Annotated in this window: 14 protein-coding genes and 2 pseudogenes; 4 read left to right on the top strand and 12 right to left on the bottom strand. The window is 71.9% G+C overall.

Annotation, left to right across the window (positions count from 1 at the left end):
• The 5 genes and pseudogenes from IE178_RS37080 to IE178_RS34440 form a co-directional block, all read right to left on the bottom strand.
• Window positions 1-98: IS3 family transposase (locus tag IE178_RS37080; RefSeq protein ID WP_193514988.1), on the bottom strand; the 98-nt coding region annotated here is incomplete at its 3' end.
• A 379-nt stretch (window positions 99-477) separates the two neighbouring features.
• Window positions 478-891: pseudogene (locus tag IE178_RS37085) on the bottom strand (Mu transposase domain-containing protein); the annotation flags it as partial.
• Between the two features lie 260 nt (window positions 892-1,151).
• Window positions 1,152-1,619 (bottom strand): hypothetical protein, encoded by a 468-nt coding sequence (locus IE178_RS34430; protein WP_193514989.1) that lies wholly within the window; start codon window positions 1,617-1,619, stop codon window positions 1,152-1,154.
• 134 nt (window positions 1,620-1,753) lie between these two features.
• A complete protein-coding gene (locus IE178_RS34435) occupies window positions 1,754-2,392 on the bottom strand; it encodes a hypothetical protein (protein WP_318280410.1) in 639 nt (212 codons plus the stop codon).
• A 296-nt stretch (window positions 2,393-2,688) separates the two neighbouring features.
• Window positions 2,689-2,940 (bottom strand): hypothetical protein, encoded by a 252-nt coding sequence (locus tag IE178_RS34440; protein WP_193514991.1) that lies wholly within the window; start codon window positions 2,938-2,940, stop codon window positions 2,689-2,691.
• A 647-nt stretch (window positions 2,941-3,587) separates the two neighbouring features.
• Between IE178_RS34440 and IE178_RS34445 the strand changes: the two genes are divergently transcribed.
• From IE178_RS34445 to IE178_RS34455, 3 genes are all read left to right on the top strand, one after another.
• A complete protein-coding gene (locus tag IE178_RS34445; protein ID WP_184764775.1) occupies window positions 3,588-4,934 on the top strand; it encodes an MFS transporter in 1,347 nt (448 codons plus the stop codon).
• A gap of 41 nt (window positions 4,935-4,975) precedes the next feature.
• Window positions 4,976-6,043, top strand: coding sequence for a zinc-dependent alcohol dehydrogenase family protein (locus IE178_RS34450; protein WP_229875891.1), 1,068 nt, complete (start codon window positions 4,976-4,978; stop codon window positions 6,041-6,043).
• 106 nt (window positions 6,044-6,149) lie between these two features.
• Window positions 6,150-7,430, top strand: coding sequence for a DUF4380 domain-containing protein (locus IE178_RS34455; RefSeq protein WP_318280409.1), 1,281 nt, complete (start codon window positions 6,150-6,152; stop codon window positions 7,428-7,430).
• 80 nt (window positions 7,431-7,510) lie between these two features.
• Here IE178_RS34455 and IE178_RS34460 read toward each other — a convergent pair whose 3' ends face one another.
• The 7 genes from IE178_RS34460 to IE178_RS34490 form a co-directional block, all read right to left on the bottom strand.
• Window positions 7,511-8,383: an SMP-30/gluconolactonase/LRE family protein gene (locus IE178_RS34460; protein ID WP_193514992.1), complete on the bottom strand. Its 873-nt coding sequence runs from the start codon at window positions 8,381-8,383 to the stop codon at window positions 7,511-7,513.
• A 34-nt stretch (window positions 8,384-8,417) separates the two neighbouring features.
• Window positions 8,418-9,404 (bottom strand): sugar kinase, encoded by a 987-nt coding sequence (locus IE178_RS34465; RefSeq protein WP_193514993.1) that lies wholly within the window; start codon window positions 9,402-9,404, stop codon window positions 8,418-8,420.
• Window positions 9,401-10,069 (bottom strand): bifunctional 4-hydroxy-2-oxoglutarate aldolase/2-dehydro-3-deoxy-phosphogluconate aldolase, encoded by a 669-nt coding sequence (locus tag IE178_RS34470; protein WP_184764895.1) that lies wholly within the window; start codon window positions 10,067-10,069, stop codon window positions 9,401-9,403. The genes IE178_RS34465 and IE178_RS34470 overlap by 4 nt, the downstream gene beginning before the upstream one ends.
• Window positions 10,070-10,103: 34 nt before the next feature.
• Complete coding sequence (gene dgoD, locus IE178_RS34475) at window positions 10,104-11,249, bottom strand: galactonate dehydratase (protein WP_184764779.1); 1,146 nt, start codon at window positions 11,247-11,249, stop codon at window positions 10,104-10,106.
• Between the two features lie 53 nt (window positions 11,250-11,302).
• Window positions 11,303-12,088 carry an SDR family NAD(P)-dependent oxidoreductase gene (locus IE178_RS34480; RefSeq protein WP_184764780.1) on the bottom strand — a complete coding sequence of 262 codons (786 nt, stop codon included), beginning with the start codon at window positions 12,086-12,088 and terminating at the stop codon, window positions 11,303-11,305.
• Between the two features lie 180 nt (window positions 12,089-12,268).
• The gene (locus IE178_RS34485) at window positions 12,269-12,988 is read right to left on the bottom strand and encodes a FadR/GntR family transcriptional regulator (RefSeq protein WP_193514994.1); all 720 of its coding nucleotides are present in this window, start codon (window positions 12,986-12,988) and stop codon (window positions 12,269-12,271) included.
• A gap of 888 nt (window positions 12,989-13,876) precedes the next feature.
• Window positions 13,877-14,542 carry a DUF4232 domain-containing protein gene (locus tag IE178_RS34490; protein ID WP_193514995.1) on the bottom strand — a complete coding sequence of 222 codons (666 nt, stop codon included), beginning with the start codon at window positions 14,540-14,542 and terminating at the stop codon, window positions 13,877-13,879.
• 456 nt (window positions 14,543-14,998) lie between these two features.
• On the opposite strand from IE178_RS34490, the pseudogene IE178_RS36505 reads away from it, so the two are divergent.
• Window positions 14,999-15,117, top strand: a pseudogene (locus IE178_RS36505) (IS6 family transposase); the annotation flags it as partial.
• Window positions 15,118-15,823: the final 706 nt, after the last annotated feature.

Below are 15,823 nucleotides of genomic sequence, written 5' to 3' on the forward strand. Positions count from 1 at the left end.
CGGGGGTTGTAGAAGCCGTCGAAGTACTCGAAGAGCGCGAGGTTGGCCTCGGCTCTGGTGTCGAAGGTTCTTCCGCGGAGGCACTCCGTCTTGACCATGGGCGCCCGGTCCGGTCCAGGGCAGCTGCTCGTCCGCGTCGTCAGGGGCAGCCGGTTCGAGTGTGTCGGCCTTGGCCCGGCGGGCCTCGATGGCCACCACGTCCACGCTGGTCGAGCCCGCCCTGATCGCCGCGGCCATCCCCCGCTGAACGGCTTCGGCGGGCATCCGCCGGTGCAGCAGCAGGACCTCGATCAGCAGACGCGTGCCCGCCGCGTCGCCGTGGGCGGTGCGGGCAGCGGCCCAGAACGCTTCGTGGACCTCGGTGAAGACGCCGCCCTGGCGGGCGGCGGCCAGGGCCGTTGATCCGGCCAGGGCCCCGGGCTTTACCATCAGGATTTCCAGGTAGTGGTCGAGTTCGTCGCGGAAGTCGTGCCGTTTCGTCAGCCGGGGGTGACGGGCCACTACCTCGCGTCGTTCGAAGACCAGCAGCTCGTTGCCCCGCAGCAGCACCCGCACGTTCTGGCCGATGAAGCGGGCCGGCACCGAGTAATGGCACTGGCGGACCGTGATCCGGCTGGTCCGGTCGACCTTCGGAGTGAGGGTGATCCCGCACTCGAAGTCCTCGAACGGCAGCGGTGCCAGCGAGTCCGTCTCGGTCACGAAGTTGAAGCCGATCGAGGTCAGACGGCCGTGGAGGATCCGATCGTCCTCGGCCACGTCGATGTGGGCGATCTTCTCGTTGAGCTCTTCCAACGAGGCGACCTCGGGGACCGGGACCAGGTGCGTGCGCCGGAACCGGCCGCCTTCCTGCTCGACCCCGCCCTTCTCGTGGGCGCCGTCCTCGCCCGGCATGCAGTAGAACGCGTCGAAGCCGTAGTGCGATCGGAAGGCGACCCACCGCTCCGATTCCACCCGGCTGCGGCCCGTGCAGACCTGCCGGACCGCCGGCTTGAGGTTGTCGTAACGGATGTGCCGGGACGGGATCCCGCCCAGCGCGTTGAACGCCGCGACGTGGCCTTCCAGGAACGATTCCTGGGCCTGGGAAGCGAAGACCCGGTGCACTGCCTTGCCCGAGTACGAAAGCCGCAAGGTGAACAGGTGGCACTTGACCACTATCCCGCCAGCCGCACCCACACTTCGGCGAAGTCCACCTCCGCTTCCTCGCCGGGCAGGTGGATCTGCGGAACCATCCCCTCCAGGTGGGCGCGTCCCGCGCGAGCCTCCGTCTCGATCTCCGACCGGCGCAGGGCCACGTAATCGCAGACCGTCGAGTACGAGGCAAGGCCGAAGCCGTACTCGGCCGCAAGGCGTTGCCAGACCCGCCGGGCAGTGTGCTTCTGCTTGCGCGGCGCGGTCAGGTCCTCCCGCAGCATGGCGTCGATCCACGGCTTGGCCGACTCCAGGACCGACACCCGCGGCTTCGGCGTTCTTCTGGGAGGCGGCAGCGCGGACTCCAACGCCTGCTTGACCGTGCGGCGATGAACGCCGTACTTCTCCGCCAGCACCCGCTGCGAGAGCGTCTCATCGAGACGCTTGTCCCGACGGATGCTCGCGAACAGATCGACACGCGACAAACCCACCCCGGCCTCCCGACACGACCGTGACCCAACACCACGGCCCCGACATGACCGTGATCAACGGGGACACCCTGTCGCTGTTCAGCGGACGGCCCATCGCATTCACTCCAACGTGGGCACGTCGCCGAGCCGTCGACCTACGGCTTTGATGGCAAGGCCGGCACGGGCAGCCCGAGAAGGCGGGCCAGGGAGGCGGTGACGAGGGTGGCATGGTCAGGCATCTGCTGAGAAAGCCAGTCGGCTGCCAACGTGAGGAAGTTGGTCAGATCGCGTTCGGCGCCGGCGAGCAGGTGACGGATCTTGGGCACGGACACTTCGATCACCGGGCTGTCGCTCTGCTCGGCATCGACGGTGAGCCGGACGGTGTCGCCGAAGCGCTCCGCAGCTGATGACTGGGGGTCGTGGCCGAACCAGAGCGTGCGGCCGCCGTCGACAATCTGGTGCCAGTCGTGCCAGTCCTCCAACCCGTCGCAGCAGCCGGGCAGGAAGGTGATGCCCGTGGATTGGTCCGTGACTCGCAGGCCGCCAGATGCGAAAGGGGTGTCGAAGGTCACCAGTCCGTGCAGGAAAGAGCCAAGCGGGTCGGCCGGCCGTGGTGGGCGGTCGCCGTCGGGGTCCATGTCATTGCAGACGCAGATGCCCATCACCGCCGTCCCGACCTCGGCAGGCGAGAGCTCACCGCTGAGTGCCAAGAAGCTGAAACGCTCCGTCTCAGCGACAGGCCAGAGGCCGAAGCTGTCTGGGGTAACTATCTCCACGACGGGCTGCATCAGCATCACCTGGCGAAGTGTTCCGCATCCCTTGCCCGAATCGCCTCCGAATTACGTCGGGGACCGCCCTCGCCTGCGGAGCCTGAACCAGCACGGGAGCTGAGCCCTCGGCTGCTCTCCGAGCACATAGAGGTCTACGTCGACAGCAGTGGAGCCAAATCAAATCCGTACGTCCCTGGACCCCAAACACACTCCCGCGGTGGACCCCACAGAAGTGCTTACAAACACGAGGGTCTGGGTGACGTCGTTGACGTCGGCCGCGGTGGTGATGACCTTGAGCGGGATGCCGCGTGCGTCGCGGATCAGGTGGTGTCCGCTGCCCGTCTTGCGCCGGTCGACCGGCGACGGACCGGTGTCGGCACCCCCTTTTTCGCCCTGATGTGGGAACCATCCGCGCAGGCCCGTGACCAGTCGAGTTCGCCGGCCGCGTTGAGCTCACCGAGCACGATCCGGTGGTGGAATTGGTCGAAGACATCGGCCTGCTGCCACCGCTCCAGGCGGCGCCAGCAGGTCTGTCCGGAGCCGAACCCCCACTCCAGCGGCCGAGTACTCACACCCTCACGAACGGCCGAATCACCCGACCGGTCGCGCCCGACCAGGACAACTCAAGGATCCGCGAGCGGCCAGGTTTCACCGCTCGTATTTCACCGCGCGTGCGCGCGCGGGTGACGGATGACATATCTCCATACCGCTATGCCGAGTTCGCGGCCGCGATGGGCATGTGACGCTGGTACGCCGGCCCTGCCTGTACACGCGAAGCCAGTCTTCTTGGGCACCCTGCGGAGTCCTCGACGACCGGTCGGCGGCAGCCGTCGGCGACCATGCCCCAGGCGAATTGTCCCGGCGACGAAGGTGCCGCCATACGGGGCCAGGAGGCGGCCGAGGTTGCCGTCCCTGCGGGAGGTCGCGCCCGCGGGGCACAGCCCGAGCGCGACAGCGCTGGCGAGCCCCGCCCTCGCGCTCCGCACGGCGCGCGGACCACGGGCAATGAATGGCCGCTCCACCCGGAGGAGCACATGCGGGAGCCCGGGGCCGACGGCGAGCCGCGGCGGCTGCGCGGCGGCCGTGACGAGAGCGCGCACGTCATCGCGCCGTGTGACCGGCACCACCATTGAAACTCCAGATTAATTCATATTTAATGGCTGCGCTTGCCGCTTCCGGCTACGTCCCCGGCCTGTCTCGGGCCCAGGAAGGAACTTCGATGAGCACAGCCCCCGGCGCGCCGACGGTGCCGCGCAGCGCGCTGCCATGGGTGGAGCGCATAGGCATCCCCCGCCCCCTGATGTGGGGATATGTCGCGGTCCTGATCTTCATGATCGGTGACGGTGTCGAGTCCAACTACCTGGAGCCGTACCTGCGCGACAGCGGCTTCACCTCGTCCGGCGCGGGCCTCGTCATCAGCGTCTACGGGGCCTTCGTCGCGCTCGGCTCCTGGCTCTCCGGCGCCCTGTCCAACCTGTGGGGACCGCGCCGCGTGATGCGGATCGGCGCCGTGCTCTGGATCGTCTTCGAGGTCCTCTTCCTCACCGTGGCGCTACCCAGCCACAACCAGGTGCTCGTGTACGTCTTCTACGGACTGCGCGGCATCGCCTACCCGCTGTTCGCCTACGCGTTCCTGCTGTGGATCCAGCTCACCGCCCGCAAGGAGCTGCGCGGGTCTGCCGCCGGCTGGTTCTGGTTCGCCTACAGCGCGGGGCTGCCGACCATCGGTTCCGCCATCGCCGCCGTCAGCATCCCGCTGGTCGGCGCCTACGCCACCTTCTGGCTCTCCCTGGCGCTGGTCACGGTCGGCGCGGTGATCGGCTCCTTCGCCGTGCACGAGGCCCGCGGCAAGCGGCCCATGGTGGACACCACGGCCCCGGGCTTCTCCCTGCGGTCGGAACTGGTCCGCGGTGTCAGCGTGCTGAAGCGCCACCCGCGCACCGGGATCGCCGCGGTGGTCCGGATGATCAACACGACCCCGTACTTCGGGTTCTTCGTCTTCCTTCCGTCGTTCTTCACCGACGACATCGGCATCAGCGAGTCGAAGTACCTGGCGCTGGTCACCTTCATGGGAGTCATCGGCATCCTCGCCGATCCCTTCTTCGGCCGGCTCAGCGACCGGCTGGGCTGGCGCGACACCATCGCCTGGGCCGGCGGTGTCGGCTGCGCGCTCGGCGTGGCGCTCGTGTACTGGGTGCCCCAGCTGGCGCCGGGCAACTACGCGGTGGCGCTGCTGGCCACGGTCGTCTACGGCATCATGCTCGCCGGGTACATCCCGCTGTCCGCGCTGCTGCCGTCCCTGGTGCCCGAGGAGGACAAGGGCAACGCCATGGGCATCTACAGCCTGGCCGCGGGGCTCTCCACCTTCGTCGGGCCTCTGACGTACTCGGTCGTGGACCCGCTCGTGGGCCACACCGGCGTCGTCATCGTCTACATCTGCATGTACCTGGCCGGCGCCCTGCTCACCTGGCGCTACCTGGACGTCCCCGAGGACCCGAGGTCGCGCCGCGCCGGTGGCGCCGTTCCGGCGGCGCCCGCCTCCCGGGGAGAACTCAAGTCGTCCTGACACCGCCCGCCCGCACGTAGTACGGAACAACGAGGAACATGATGAGCACACACACCGGCACCGCCACGATGACCGGCGCCTTCCTGCCCGGCGACGGGACCGTCGACCTGCGCGGGACGCCCCGGCCCCGGCCCGGCCACGGTCAGGTCGTGCTGCGCACGCGAGCCTCGGGGATCTGCGGCAGCGACATCCACTACATCTACAACGGCCACATCGGCGAGGGCGGCGCCCGCTACGACGGTGTGGTGGCCGGCCACGAACCGGCCGGCGAGGTGGTCGAGGTTGGTCCCGGCTGCAAGCGGCTCAAGCCCGGCGACCGGGTCGCCGTCTACCACATCTCTGGCTGCGGCCAGTGCGACGAGTGCGCCCGCGGCTACTTCATCGGCTGCACCGCCGAGTCCCGCGCGGCGTACGGATGGCAGCGCGACGGCGGCCACGCCCCCTACCTCCTCGCCGAGGAGAACACCTGCGTCCCGCTGCCCGAGCCGCTGACGTATGTCGACGGCGCGTTCATCGCCTGCGGCATCGGCACGGTCTACGAGGCGCTCACCCGCATCGCGTTGAGCGGCGCGGACCGGCTGCTGGTCACCGGGCTGGGCCCGGTCGGCGCGGCCGCCGCGCTGGTCGCCCGGGCCCTGGGCGTGCGGACCGTGTACGGCGCCGAGGTGGTCCCCGAGCGGATGGAGTGGGCCCGCTCCCTCGGTCTGTTCGACGAGGTGCTCGACTCCGCCGCCGGACCACTGGACCGGGTGCTGGAGCTGACCGGCGGCACCGGTGTGGAGGCGGCCGTGGACTGCTCCGGCCACCCCGCCGCCCGCTCCCTCGCGCTGAAGGCCCTGCGTGTGCGCGGCCGGCTCGCTCTGGTCGGCGAGGGCGGGCAGATGACACTGGACGTCTCGGACGACGTCCTGCACAAGCAGGTGCTGATCTCCGGGTCCTGGGTCACCTCCGTCCCGGGCATGACCCGCCTGGCGGAGCTGCTGGCCCGGCAGGGACTGCACCCCGAGCGGCTGGTCAGCGACCGTTTCCCGCTCGCCGAGGCGGATCAGGCGTACCGGGCCGCGGCGGGCCGCGCCGCGGGCAAGGTCTGCCTCGTCTTCGAGGACTGACGCGCCCGGCCGACGGCCCTCCCCCCCTTTCGCCCAGCCGGACGGCAGCGGACCGCACCGCTGCCGTCCGGTCCCGTTCCAACGAGGAGTACGGAGGAGTACACCAGTGAGCAGCCCATCCGCAGCCGTGGAGCACCCGGGCGCGGCCCGGGTCCGTGCCGTCCGCCGGGCCCGTGCCGGGCATGAGGTCGTGGAGGTGGACAACGGCCTGATCCGCCTGGTTCTCGCTCCGGCGCTGGGCGGCCGCATCCTGTCGGCGGTCCGTGACGGGCGGGAGTTCCTGCACCGGGACCCGGCCCTGCTCGACGACGCGCTCAACGTCCGGGACCTTCGGGCCGTGGGGCCGCACGACGGCCCGATGTCGGCCTGGCGCAACTGGGGCGGCGACAAGACCTGGCCGGCCCCGCAGGGCTGGTCGGGGCCCGGGGAGTGGGCGGGGCCTCCGGACCCGGTGCTGGACTCGGGGGCGTACGCCTGCGCGGTGGACGTGGCGGACGACGGGTCGCGCGCCGACATCACACTCACCAGCGGCGACGACCCGCGTACCGGGCTGCGGCTCACCCGCCGGATCACGCTCGCGGCCGGCCGATGCGACTTCGCGCTACGGCTGACCGCCCGGAACGTCTCGGCGAAGAACGTGCGCTGGGCACTGTGGAACGTGACCCAGTTGCCGGGCCGTCCCGTGCGGCGGCCGGGCGACGGGGTCTGGCTGGGGACGGCCGGGTCGGGCGCGCCGGACACCGTGGACCTGGTCGCGGGCACCGGACGGCCGCGCGTCGAGCGCCACGGCGACGTCCTGCACGTCCCGGCGCAGGACGTCGTCGGCAAGGTCGGCTTCCCCGACGCGGCCGGGTGGATCGCCCACGTCGGCCCGGCCGGTACCTGGACCTACCGCTTCCCCGTCGACCCCACCGCCGCGTATCCCGACGGCGGGTCGCGGGTCGAGGTCTGGATGGAGCATCCGCTCCCCGCACCGCTGGTGCACCTCGGCGGTCTGCGGCCGAGCCACCGGGTCGTGGAGTGCGAGGCACTCGGCCCCTGCCGGGAGCTGGCCCCCGGGGAGTCGGCCCGCCTGGACGGCACGATGTCGCTCGGTCCCCGTCTGGGTGCGGTGACCTCGGTGGGCCGACACGCCTGGTGGAGCGCGCCCCTCGCGTTCGCCGAGGGGACAGTGACCGGCATGTGTGTGCCGTCGGGCAGTGGTGACGCGTCCCTCTTGCTGCTGGACGCGGCCGGCCGGGTGCTGTGGCGGCGGGAACTCGGCGTCTGTGCGGCGGGCGTGCCGCTGGCCCTGGACGCCGCGGTGCCGGCCGCCTCCGGCACCGTACGTCTGGAGGTGCGCCGCGGCCAGGACGTGCTGGGCTCGGTGGCGGTGGCGGCACCCTGACCGGCCCGGCGCACCCGTGCACCGGTGCCATGCGGGGCAATGGCACCGGTGCACGGGGTGTGCCGGGCACACGGCGGCGGTCAGGCCGACGGGGACCCGTAGGCGGCCGTCGGCAGGCCGGGCACGTCGACCCGGCCCCGGAACACCGCTCCGTCGAGCGGTCCGGGCGCGGCGAGTCCCACCCGCGCCGTGGTGACGTAGAGGGTGCGTCGGTCGTCGTCGCCGAGGCAGACGCCCGCGGGCTGGGCCACCGGCAGGCGCAGCACGGTGTCCAGGGTGCCGTCGGGCCGATAGCGACGGACCTCGCCGGCTCCCCACACCGCCACCCACAGGGCTCCCTCGGCGTCCACGGCCATGCCGTCGGGACTGCCGGTCTCGGCCCGGGCGAACTCCTCGCCCGGGCCGAGGCCGCCGTCCCGCGGGTCCACGGGGTGGCGCCGCACGATCCCGCGGGCGCTGTCCGCCAGGTACATGGTGGTCCCGTCGCGGTCGAACGCGGGGCCGTTGGGGACGGTGAGGCCGCCGAGGACCCGGGTGACCGTGCCGTCCGGGCCGACCCGGTACAGGGAGCCCGCGTCCGGTGTCCCGTCGTACGCCATGCTCCCGGCCCAGAACCGGCCGTGCGGGTCGGCGCATCCGTCGTTCATGCGCATGGGGGTCGGTGCGTCCCGCTCAGGGCGGGCCAGCCACTGGGGGTCCGTGCCGGAGGACAGCAGGCAGACGCCGGTGCCGGCCGCCGCGATCCACGTGCCGGGCCGGCCGGCGGCCGGGGCGACCGCGCCCAGCGGGACGTCGAGCCGGGCCAGGGTGCGCAGCGGGGCGGTGCCGTCCTCGTCGGGCGTCAGGAGACGGCCCGTGAGGATGTCGACGCAGACGAGCCGGCCGTCGACCCAGCGGATGCCCTCACCGAGGTCCAGGCGGTCCAGTGGGTCCAGGGGTGTCAGGTCGGTCATGGTGAGGCGCTCCCGGTGGTCGTGGGCGGGCGGGTCAGCGGATCGCGGTTCCCGGGGCCGCGGCGAGCAGGGACAGCTCGTCGCGGCGGGGCAGGCCCTCCCAGTCGCCGTCCGAGGCGACGGCGAAGGCCCCGAGCGTGTTGGCGCGGGCGAGGCGTTCGTCCGGCGGCAGGCCGTCGAGCAGGCCGGAGAGGTACCCGGCGCAGAACGCGTCACCGGCGCCCACCGTGTCGCGTACCGGCACCCGCAGGGCCGGCAGCGCGTACCGGGAGCCGTCCCGGTCACGGAAGGCGGCCCCTTCTCCCCCGCGCTTGACGACCACTTCCCGGACCCCGGCCTCCAGCAGCGCGTCGACGGCCTCCTCCTCCTCGGGCCGGTCGGCGAGGGCATGGGTGGCCACCGGCAGTTCGTCGTCCGAGGCGATCAGCACGGTGACGTGCGGCAGCAGTGGGAGCAGGGCTCGGCCCGCCTCCGCGGCCGGCCAGAGATGCCCGCGGTGGTTGACGTCCAGGACGACGGTCCGTCCGTGGGCGTGCGCGTGGGCGGCGGCCTCCCGTACCGCCTCCAGCGGGCCGGGGCCGAGGGCGCAGGTGATGCCGGTCAGGTGCAGGGCGCGGGCACCGGCGGCGAGGGCGGGGGCGAGGTCGGCGGAGGTGAGCAGGGAGGCGGCGGAGTGGCGTCGCCAGTAGTGCACGCGCACCAGGTCGGCGACGCGCCGCTCGCGGAGCATGCCGCCGGTGTGCGCCTCGGGGCGGATGCCGGCGTGGGTGGTGTCGACGCCCTCACCGCGGAGGGTGCGCAGGATCAGGCGGCCGGGCTCGTCGTCACCGACCAGGCCCGCCCAGGCGGCCCGGTGGCCCAGCCTGGCCAGGCCGATGGCCACGTTGGACTCGGCGCCGGCGATGGTGGTCCGGGCCGGGGCGCCGACACTTAGCGGTCCGGGCAACTGCGCGGCGAGCATGGTCTCGCCGAACGTGAGTACGTCGACGGGTCCGGAGGCGGTCTGCGGTACGGCGCTCATGCCCGCTCCCCCTCGGGAACGGCGGCGCAGGCCGTGACGTAGCGCCGGGCGCGGACGCGCAGGGCGTCCAGGTCGCCGCCGTGCGCGGCGTCGCCCACCAGCGGTGAGCCGACGCCGACCGCGACGGCGCCGTACGCGAGGTACTGTCCGGCGCTGGTGAGGTCCACGCCGCCGACCGGCACCAGGGGCAGGTCGGGGAAGGGGTCGCGCAGGGCCTTGAGGTAGGAGGGGCCGCCGAGCGAGGCCGGGAAGAGCTTGACGGCGTCGGCTCCGGCCCGGCGGGCGGCGACGGCCTCGGTCGGGGTGAGGGCTCCGGCCAGGACCGGCAGTCCGGCCCGGACCGAGGCGGCCACGGACTCGCTGAGCGCGGGGGTCACGATCCAGGTCGCGCCTGCTTCTCGCGCGCGGGCCACCTCGTCCTCGGTGAGCACGGTGCCCGCCCCGACCCGGGCGGCGGGGCCGGCCTCGGCGACGGCCCGGCGGATGACACCGAGGGCGTCGGTGGTGTTGAGGGAGACCTCCACGAGGGCCACGCCCTCGTCCAGCAGGGCCAGAACCGTGCGCAGCGCGGCGTCGGCGTCCGAGCCGCGCACGATGGCGGCCAGCCGGGTGCGCCGGAGCATGGCGGAGAAGGGGTCGGTGTTCACGGTGTGCGAGGGCTTCATGGTCACGTCCAGGACGGTCGGGGGCGGGTGGGAGTCACCATTCGGCGAAGGAGCCGTCGGCGTGCCGCCACACGGGGTTGTGCCAGTCGGCGGCGGTGTCGTCGGCGGCGCGGACCGCCTTCTCGTCCACGTCGATGCCCAGGCCGGGGGCCGTGGTCCGCAGCAGATCGCCGTCGTGGAAGCGCAGCGGCGTGGTGTCCACGAGGTAGTCCAGCGGGCCTGCGCCCACGTTGTAGTGGATGCCTATGCTCTGTTCCTGGATGAGGAAGTTCGGCGTGCTGAAGGCCACTTGCAGGCTGGCGGCGAGCGACACCGGTCCCAGCGGGCAGTGCGGCGCGAGGAGTACGTCGAAGGTCTCGGCGAGTGTGGCGATCCGGCGGACCTCGGAGATGCCGCCCGCGTGGGACAGGTCCGGCTGGACGACCGCCACCCCGGCCAGCAGGGCGGGGAGCACCTCGGTGCGCGAGTAGAGGCGCTCCCCTGTGGCCAGCGGCACCGGGGAGACCGGCACGAGGTCGCGCAGCCGGTGGGTGTACTCGGGGAGCACGGGCTCCTCGACGAACAGCGGGTTGAACGGGGCCAGGTGGGGAAGCACCTTGGCGGCGTTGGCGACGGTGAACCTGCCGTGGAAGTCGACGGCGAAGTCCCGGTCGTCGCCGAGCGCCTCACGGGCGGCGGCGGCGCGGGAGACGACCTCGTCGATGTCGCGGGTGGTCGCCAGCCGGTTCATCCGCCCGCAGGCGTTCATCTTCACCGCGCTGAATCCGGCCTCCACCTGCGCGCGCACGGCCTCGGCGATCTGGGTGGGTTCGTCGCCGCCGACCCAGGTGTAGGCGCGTACGCGGTCGCGCACGGGGCCGCCGAGCAGTTGGTGCACGGGGGCGCCGTAGACCTTGCCCGCGATGTCCCACAGCGCCTGGTCGAGTCCGGCGACCGCGCTGGAGAGGACCGGTCCGCCGCGGTAGAACGACCCCTTGGTCATGGTCTGCCAGTGATCCTCGATCCGCAACGGGTCCTGTCCGAGGAGGAGTCCGGCCAGTTCGTGCACGGCGGTGCGTACGGTGGCGGCGCGACCTTCCACCACCGGTTCTCCCCAGCCGACGACGCCGTCGTCCGTCTCGACGCGGCACAGCAGCCAGCGCGGCGGCAAGGCGAAGGTCTCGACGCGGGTTATCTTCATGCTTCTCCTTGAACGGCCGGGCAGGGGTGCCCTCCGCGGGCGGGCGCGGATCTTCAGGACGAGGTCTTGTAGGCGCTCCAGCCTCCGTCGACGACCAGTGAGGCGCCGGTGACGAAGGAGGCGTCGTCGCTCAGCAGGAAGGCGGTGGCCCCGGCGATCTCCTCGGGGCTGCCCAGCCGTCCGGCCGCGGTCTGCTCGGCGCTGCGCCGCCGGTCCTCCTCGCCGATGCCGTCCCAGGCGCGGGTGAGCACCGGTCCGGGCAGCAGGGCGTTGACCCGTACGTCGGGCCCGTATTCGACGGCCAACTGGCGGGCCAGGCCGGTGAGTCCGGCCTTGGCGGAGGCGTAGGCGGGACGGCCCGGCAGTCCGACGAGGGCGTGCACCGAGGAGATCAGGACGGCGCTGCCGCGGGTGGCGCGCAGATCCTCCAGGCAGGCGCGAAAGCCGAGGAAGGCGCCGGTGAGGGTGACGCCGAGCTGCTGGTTCCACTGGTCGAGCGTCGTGTCGTGGGCGGGGGCGACGCGTACGGCGTAGGCGTTGGAGACGAGGAGCGAGACGGGGCCGTAGGCGCCTCGTACGGCTTCGAGTGCCGAGGCCCAGGACTCCTCGTCGCTCACATCGGTGGGACGGAAGAGTGCCTCCCCTCCGGCGTCACGGATGGCGCGGGCCGTTCGCTCCCCCTGCGTGGTGTCGATGTCGGCTACGAGGACGCGGGCTCCTTCGTCCGCGAGCCGCCGGGCGATCGCGGCGCCGATGCCGCCGGCCGCTCCCGTGACCACGGCGACGCGCCCGTCGAAGCGGGGCACTGTCCCGGAGGGCTGCGGATACGTGGACAGCATGGGCGGCTCCGAAGGCTGCGGCGCGGACAGAACAGGGCAGGACAAGACAGGTCAGATCAGGTCAGGGCGGGTGTCGGCGCTGGGCGAGCAGGACCGACACCCAGGAATTATTAAATATGAATTATCGAGTCGCGCCAAGGCGCCACGCCTGAGGCACTGATCACAGAGGCCGACCGCCGGTCAGCGGGCCCCACGGGAGGACGTCCGCCCGGCGACCCGGTCCAGGTCCTCGACCGCCTTCGCCAGCAGGTCGAGCATGACCCGCTCGGCCCGGTCCTCGTCGCGGTCGCGCACGGCGTCGAGGACGGCGCGGTGACTGGGCACGGGGTCGTCGACGAAGGCGTGGGCGTGGACGAGGCGGTCACGCTCCCGCAGCCCTGGTTCGAGCAACATGTCCATGCGGGCCAGCATCTCGTTGCCGGTCGCCGCCAGGAGCGCCCGATGGAAGGCCGCGTCGGCCTCGGCGGCGTCGGCCGAATCCGCTCGCGCCCGCCCCATGAGGCCGAGCGCCGCCTCCAGCGCGTCGAGGTCGGCGTCCGTCCGATGCCGGGCGGCACGGCGGGCGGCCGCGGGCTCGATGACGGAGCGTACGTCGGCGAGGTCCCGCATCAGCTCCTCGCCCACACCTCCCTCGACGCACCAGCGGATGACGTCCGCGTCGAGCAGGTTCCAGTGCTTGCGCTCCCTGACGAAGGTGCCCCGCTTCTGCCGTGCACCGACGAGCCCCTTGCCGGCCAGGACCTTCAGGGACTCGCGCATGACGGTCAGGCTGACGTCGAGCTCCTCCCCCAGCGCCCGCACATCCAGCGTGGCCCCCTCGGGCACGGCGCCGCCCACGATGCGCGACCCGAGCGACTGGACCACCTGTCCGTGCACCCCGCGGGCGCTGTAGGCCGCCATGCCGGCATCTCCTTGACATCAGGCGCGCCCGGGCGCGCGGGGTGGGGCGCCGCAGGGGATGCCGGCGCGGCCCCATGATAACGCCACATATTAATTATTAATAAACCAGGAACGGTTCGGGTGGCACCGTCCCCGGCGCCCTTCATCCGGAAGGCCGCAGCAGCCCGAAGGCGCGACGTCAGCAGACCGCCTTCCCGTGCCGGAGGAAGCGTCGCCGGACGCCCCGGTGAGCCCGGTGCCGGGCGTGTCGGTGTCACTCGGAGGGAAAGGGCTGCCAGCGCGTCACACCTGCCCGCACCGAGCTCGCGGAAGGGCAGGGCGTCGACGTGTGCACGTCGACGCCCGATCCCGCGTTGCCGCAGGTAGCCGCGGAACCCCCGGGAGTTGTAAGCCTTGTCCGCGATCACATGGTCGGGTCGGCAAGGTGGCCGGCCAAGACCGGTGTGCGGGACGCGGACCGCTCCAGCAGGGGCCGTGCGCAGACGCTGTCGTGCCGCCGGCCCGGCGTCGAGGGGGGCAAGAGGCCGCCCTTTGCCGTCGCAGGCGAGGTGGACCTTGATGGTCAGCCCTTTTCCGGTTCGACCGAGGGCGTGATCGTCCGGTTCGTCCTGCCGGTGCCTCCCCCTTTTCGGCCGTTCGCGCGTCGGGAAGCCTGGTTTCGCGGAGGTCGGTGAGCCAGCGGGTGACGTACCAGCAGTGGTTGGCGAAGGCGTCGTAGCGGCCGTCGATCACGAGTTCCGGCCCTGGCAGGCCTGTCGCGTACTGCCAGGCGTGGGCCCAGCTGTAACTCCGCCTCTGACGGTGACTTCGGTACCGGCGGTGCGGCTCAGCGGCATGCGTCGATGTCCTCGACGAAGGCCGGCGCGGGCTCGGTGATGACGGCGCGGGTCAGCCGCCCTGGCCGGCGCTTCCGATCGGGCCGACCTTCACCGGGGAGCCGGAGCCGTCTGTGACGGGCAGCGTGGCGGCCCCCGGCCAGTCGAGGGAGACCGACTTCGTCTCGTCCGGCGGGGTCACCACCAGCCCCGTGATGCGGACGCCGGAGCCGCCCGAGTCGTTGATCGGGTAGGTGATGCCGAAGGCCACCGACTCACCGTCCTTGAGTACGGTCGGGCTTGCCTGCTCACCGGTGCGCTTCGCGGACAGCGCCCCCGCGCTGGTCTTCAGGTCGACACCCGCGTAACCCGAGATCGCGCAGTCCCGACCGCCGCCGTTCGTGAACTCCACCACGACGGTGCCGCCCGGGTCGCCTCCGATGGTGTTGTCCGTCGCCGTTACCTCCAGCTCGTCGGTGCGGCACTTGTCGATTACGCCGTCCTTGTCGGAGCCGGTTCCGGCAATCGTGCCCTGCCCCTCGCCCGGGTTCTTGCCGGCGGAGTCCTTCGCGGCCCCCTGCGCCGAGCCGCCCGATCCCGAACCGCCGTTCGGAGAAGACGATGCGGGCGCGGCGGACGAGTCGCCATGGCTCGTGGCGTCGTCGTCGTTCTGGCAGGCGGTGAGCGAGAGGCCCGCGACAACGGCCAGGGCCGCGATGGTGATCTTGTTGACACGCATGGTGTCATCCTCGGCATCGGTCGGGTGCCGGCCCGTCGGTACGGGCGAGCTTCTCTGAGTACCAAGAGTCGCCCGGCCCGGTTCATCGTTTCGCCCAGCTACCCGCTACTACATCCCTGTTACAGGCGGAGACGGGTACGGCGCACAGCACCGCCGGGCGCGCACCCCGTCCGCACCGCACCGCCCTTCCGGTGCTCCCTGACGTAGTCCGGCAGGAGGGACGAGGTCTGAGGACGGTGCGCCACACCGCGCCGGGCGCGCTGCCGGCCCAGCCGGCACGGCGGTTCCCGCACCGTTCCGCGACTGTTCGCGGCCGCCGTCCGCTGGGACAGACCCGTGACCCGGCGGGCCTTGACCGCAGCCGGTGACATGCGCTCCCCGGCCCCCGCGCCCCGGGTGGGACGATCTTCTGGTTGGTTTGCCGGGAGGGGTCGTCCGTGTTCGGCCGGGGGGTTCTTGCGTGAACTACTCAAGAAGACCTGCTCGACGCCGAGGGCGGTCGTCACCGACAAGCTGCGCTCTTACGGCGTGGCCCACCGCGAGGCATACCCTCCGTCGAGCACCGTGCTCACCGGTGCTGCCGACCGGTCCACCACGGCCTGACCCCAGGCACGAAGCGCAAACCACCACGCCCCGACGCCACCATCAGACACTCACACACCCGACAGCGTGACAGCGCCCCACCGAGCGGCGGCCTGCTTTTCGGCACCGGTCGTAAAGGCCTGGTCCGCCACCACGGGGGGAGTGACGGACCAGGCCCGAGGCCACGGTGCCATAACCGTCCTCGGCGCGCCCGGTCTGCAGGTGAAGTCGTCACAGAAAGGCGCGATTGTCGTCGTTCGGACTCAAGCAGCCCGGTCGGCAGCTGCCTTGCGGAGCGTGGGACGGGCCGGGGCGGTGGCCAGGCGGCTGGGCTGTGTGTTGATCATGACCGTGCGCGAGCCTCAGCGGCCGGTGCCTTGTCGTCGGCGGTCGTGCGCCGGGGGCTATCGGCAGCTGGCTGTCCCGTGCAGGCGCCACGCTGGGTAGGCGAGGATCAGGCGGCTGCCCGCGCCGTGGTGTCCGGGCATCCAGTCCTCGCACGCGTACCGTTGATGGGGTTTTTCGACGATGGCTCTGCCCGCGATTGCATCAATGATTCTGGTGCTGCGGCAGGCTGCCGCCGAACAGGTCTGACCTCATGACTGAGGTTCCCCCGCTGCGTGGGAGTGGCTGACTAGCAGGTCAGGGCGGTTTGACGTGGTTTCAGGTTCACTGGTTCGGTCGCTGCCTGGCTGGCGT

This window comes from Streptomyces griseoloalbus, assembly GCA_014650015.1.
GTDB classification, from domain to species: Bacteria; Actinomycetota; Actinomycetes; order Streptomycetales; family Streptomycetaceae; genus Streptomyces; species Streptomyces griseoloalbus.

What these genes read in the sequence shown, in the direction of transcription:
- IE178_RS34485 (WP_193514994.1), bottom strand. Translation starts at nt 12,988, where the DNA reads ATGGCGGCCTACAGCGCCCGCGGGGTGCACGGACAGGTGGTCCAGTCG.
- IE178_RS34435 (WP_318280410.1), bottom strand. Translation starts at nt 2,392, where the DNA reads ATGCTGATGCAGCCCGTCGTGGAGATAGTTACCCCAGACAGCTTCGGC.
- IE178_RS34490 (WP_193514995.1), bottom strand. Translation starts at nt 14,542, where the DNA reads ATGCGTGTCAACAAGATCACCATCGCGGCCCTGGCCGTTGTCGCGGGC.
- dgoD (WP_184764779.1), bottom strand. Translation starts at nt 11,249, where the DNA reads ATGAAGATAACCCGCGTCGAGACCTTCGCCTTGCCGCCGCGCTGGCTG.
- IE178_RS34465 (WP_193514993.1), bottom strand. Translation starts at nt 9,404, where the DNA reads ATGAGCGCCGTACCGCAGACCGCCTCCGGACCCGTCGACGTACTCACG.
- IE178_RS34445 (WP_184764775.1), top strand. Translation starts at nt 3,588, where the DNA reads ATGAGCACAGCCCCCGGCGCGCCGACGGTGCCGCGCAGCGCGCTGCCA.
- IE178_RS34450 (WP_229875891.1), top strand. Translation starts at nt 4,976, where the DNA reads ATGAGCACACACACCGGCACCGCCACGATGACCGGCGCCTTCCTGCCC.
- IE178_RS34480 (WP_184764780.1), bottom strand. Translation starts at nt 12,088, where the DNA reads ATGCTGTCCACGTATCCGCAGCCCTCCGGGACAGTGCCCCGCTTCGAC.
- IE178_RS34460 (WP_193514992.1), bottom strand. Translation starts at nt 8,383, where the DNA reads ATGACCGACCTGACACCCCTGGACCCACTGGACCGCCTGGACCTCGGT.
- IE178_RS34470 (WP_184764895.1), bottom strand. Translation starts at nt 10,069, where the DNA reads ATGAAGCCCTCGCACACCGTGAACACCGACCCCTTCTCCGCCATGCTC.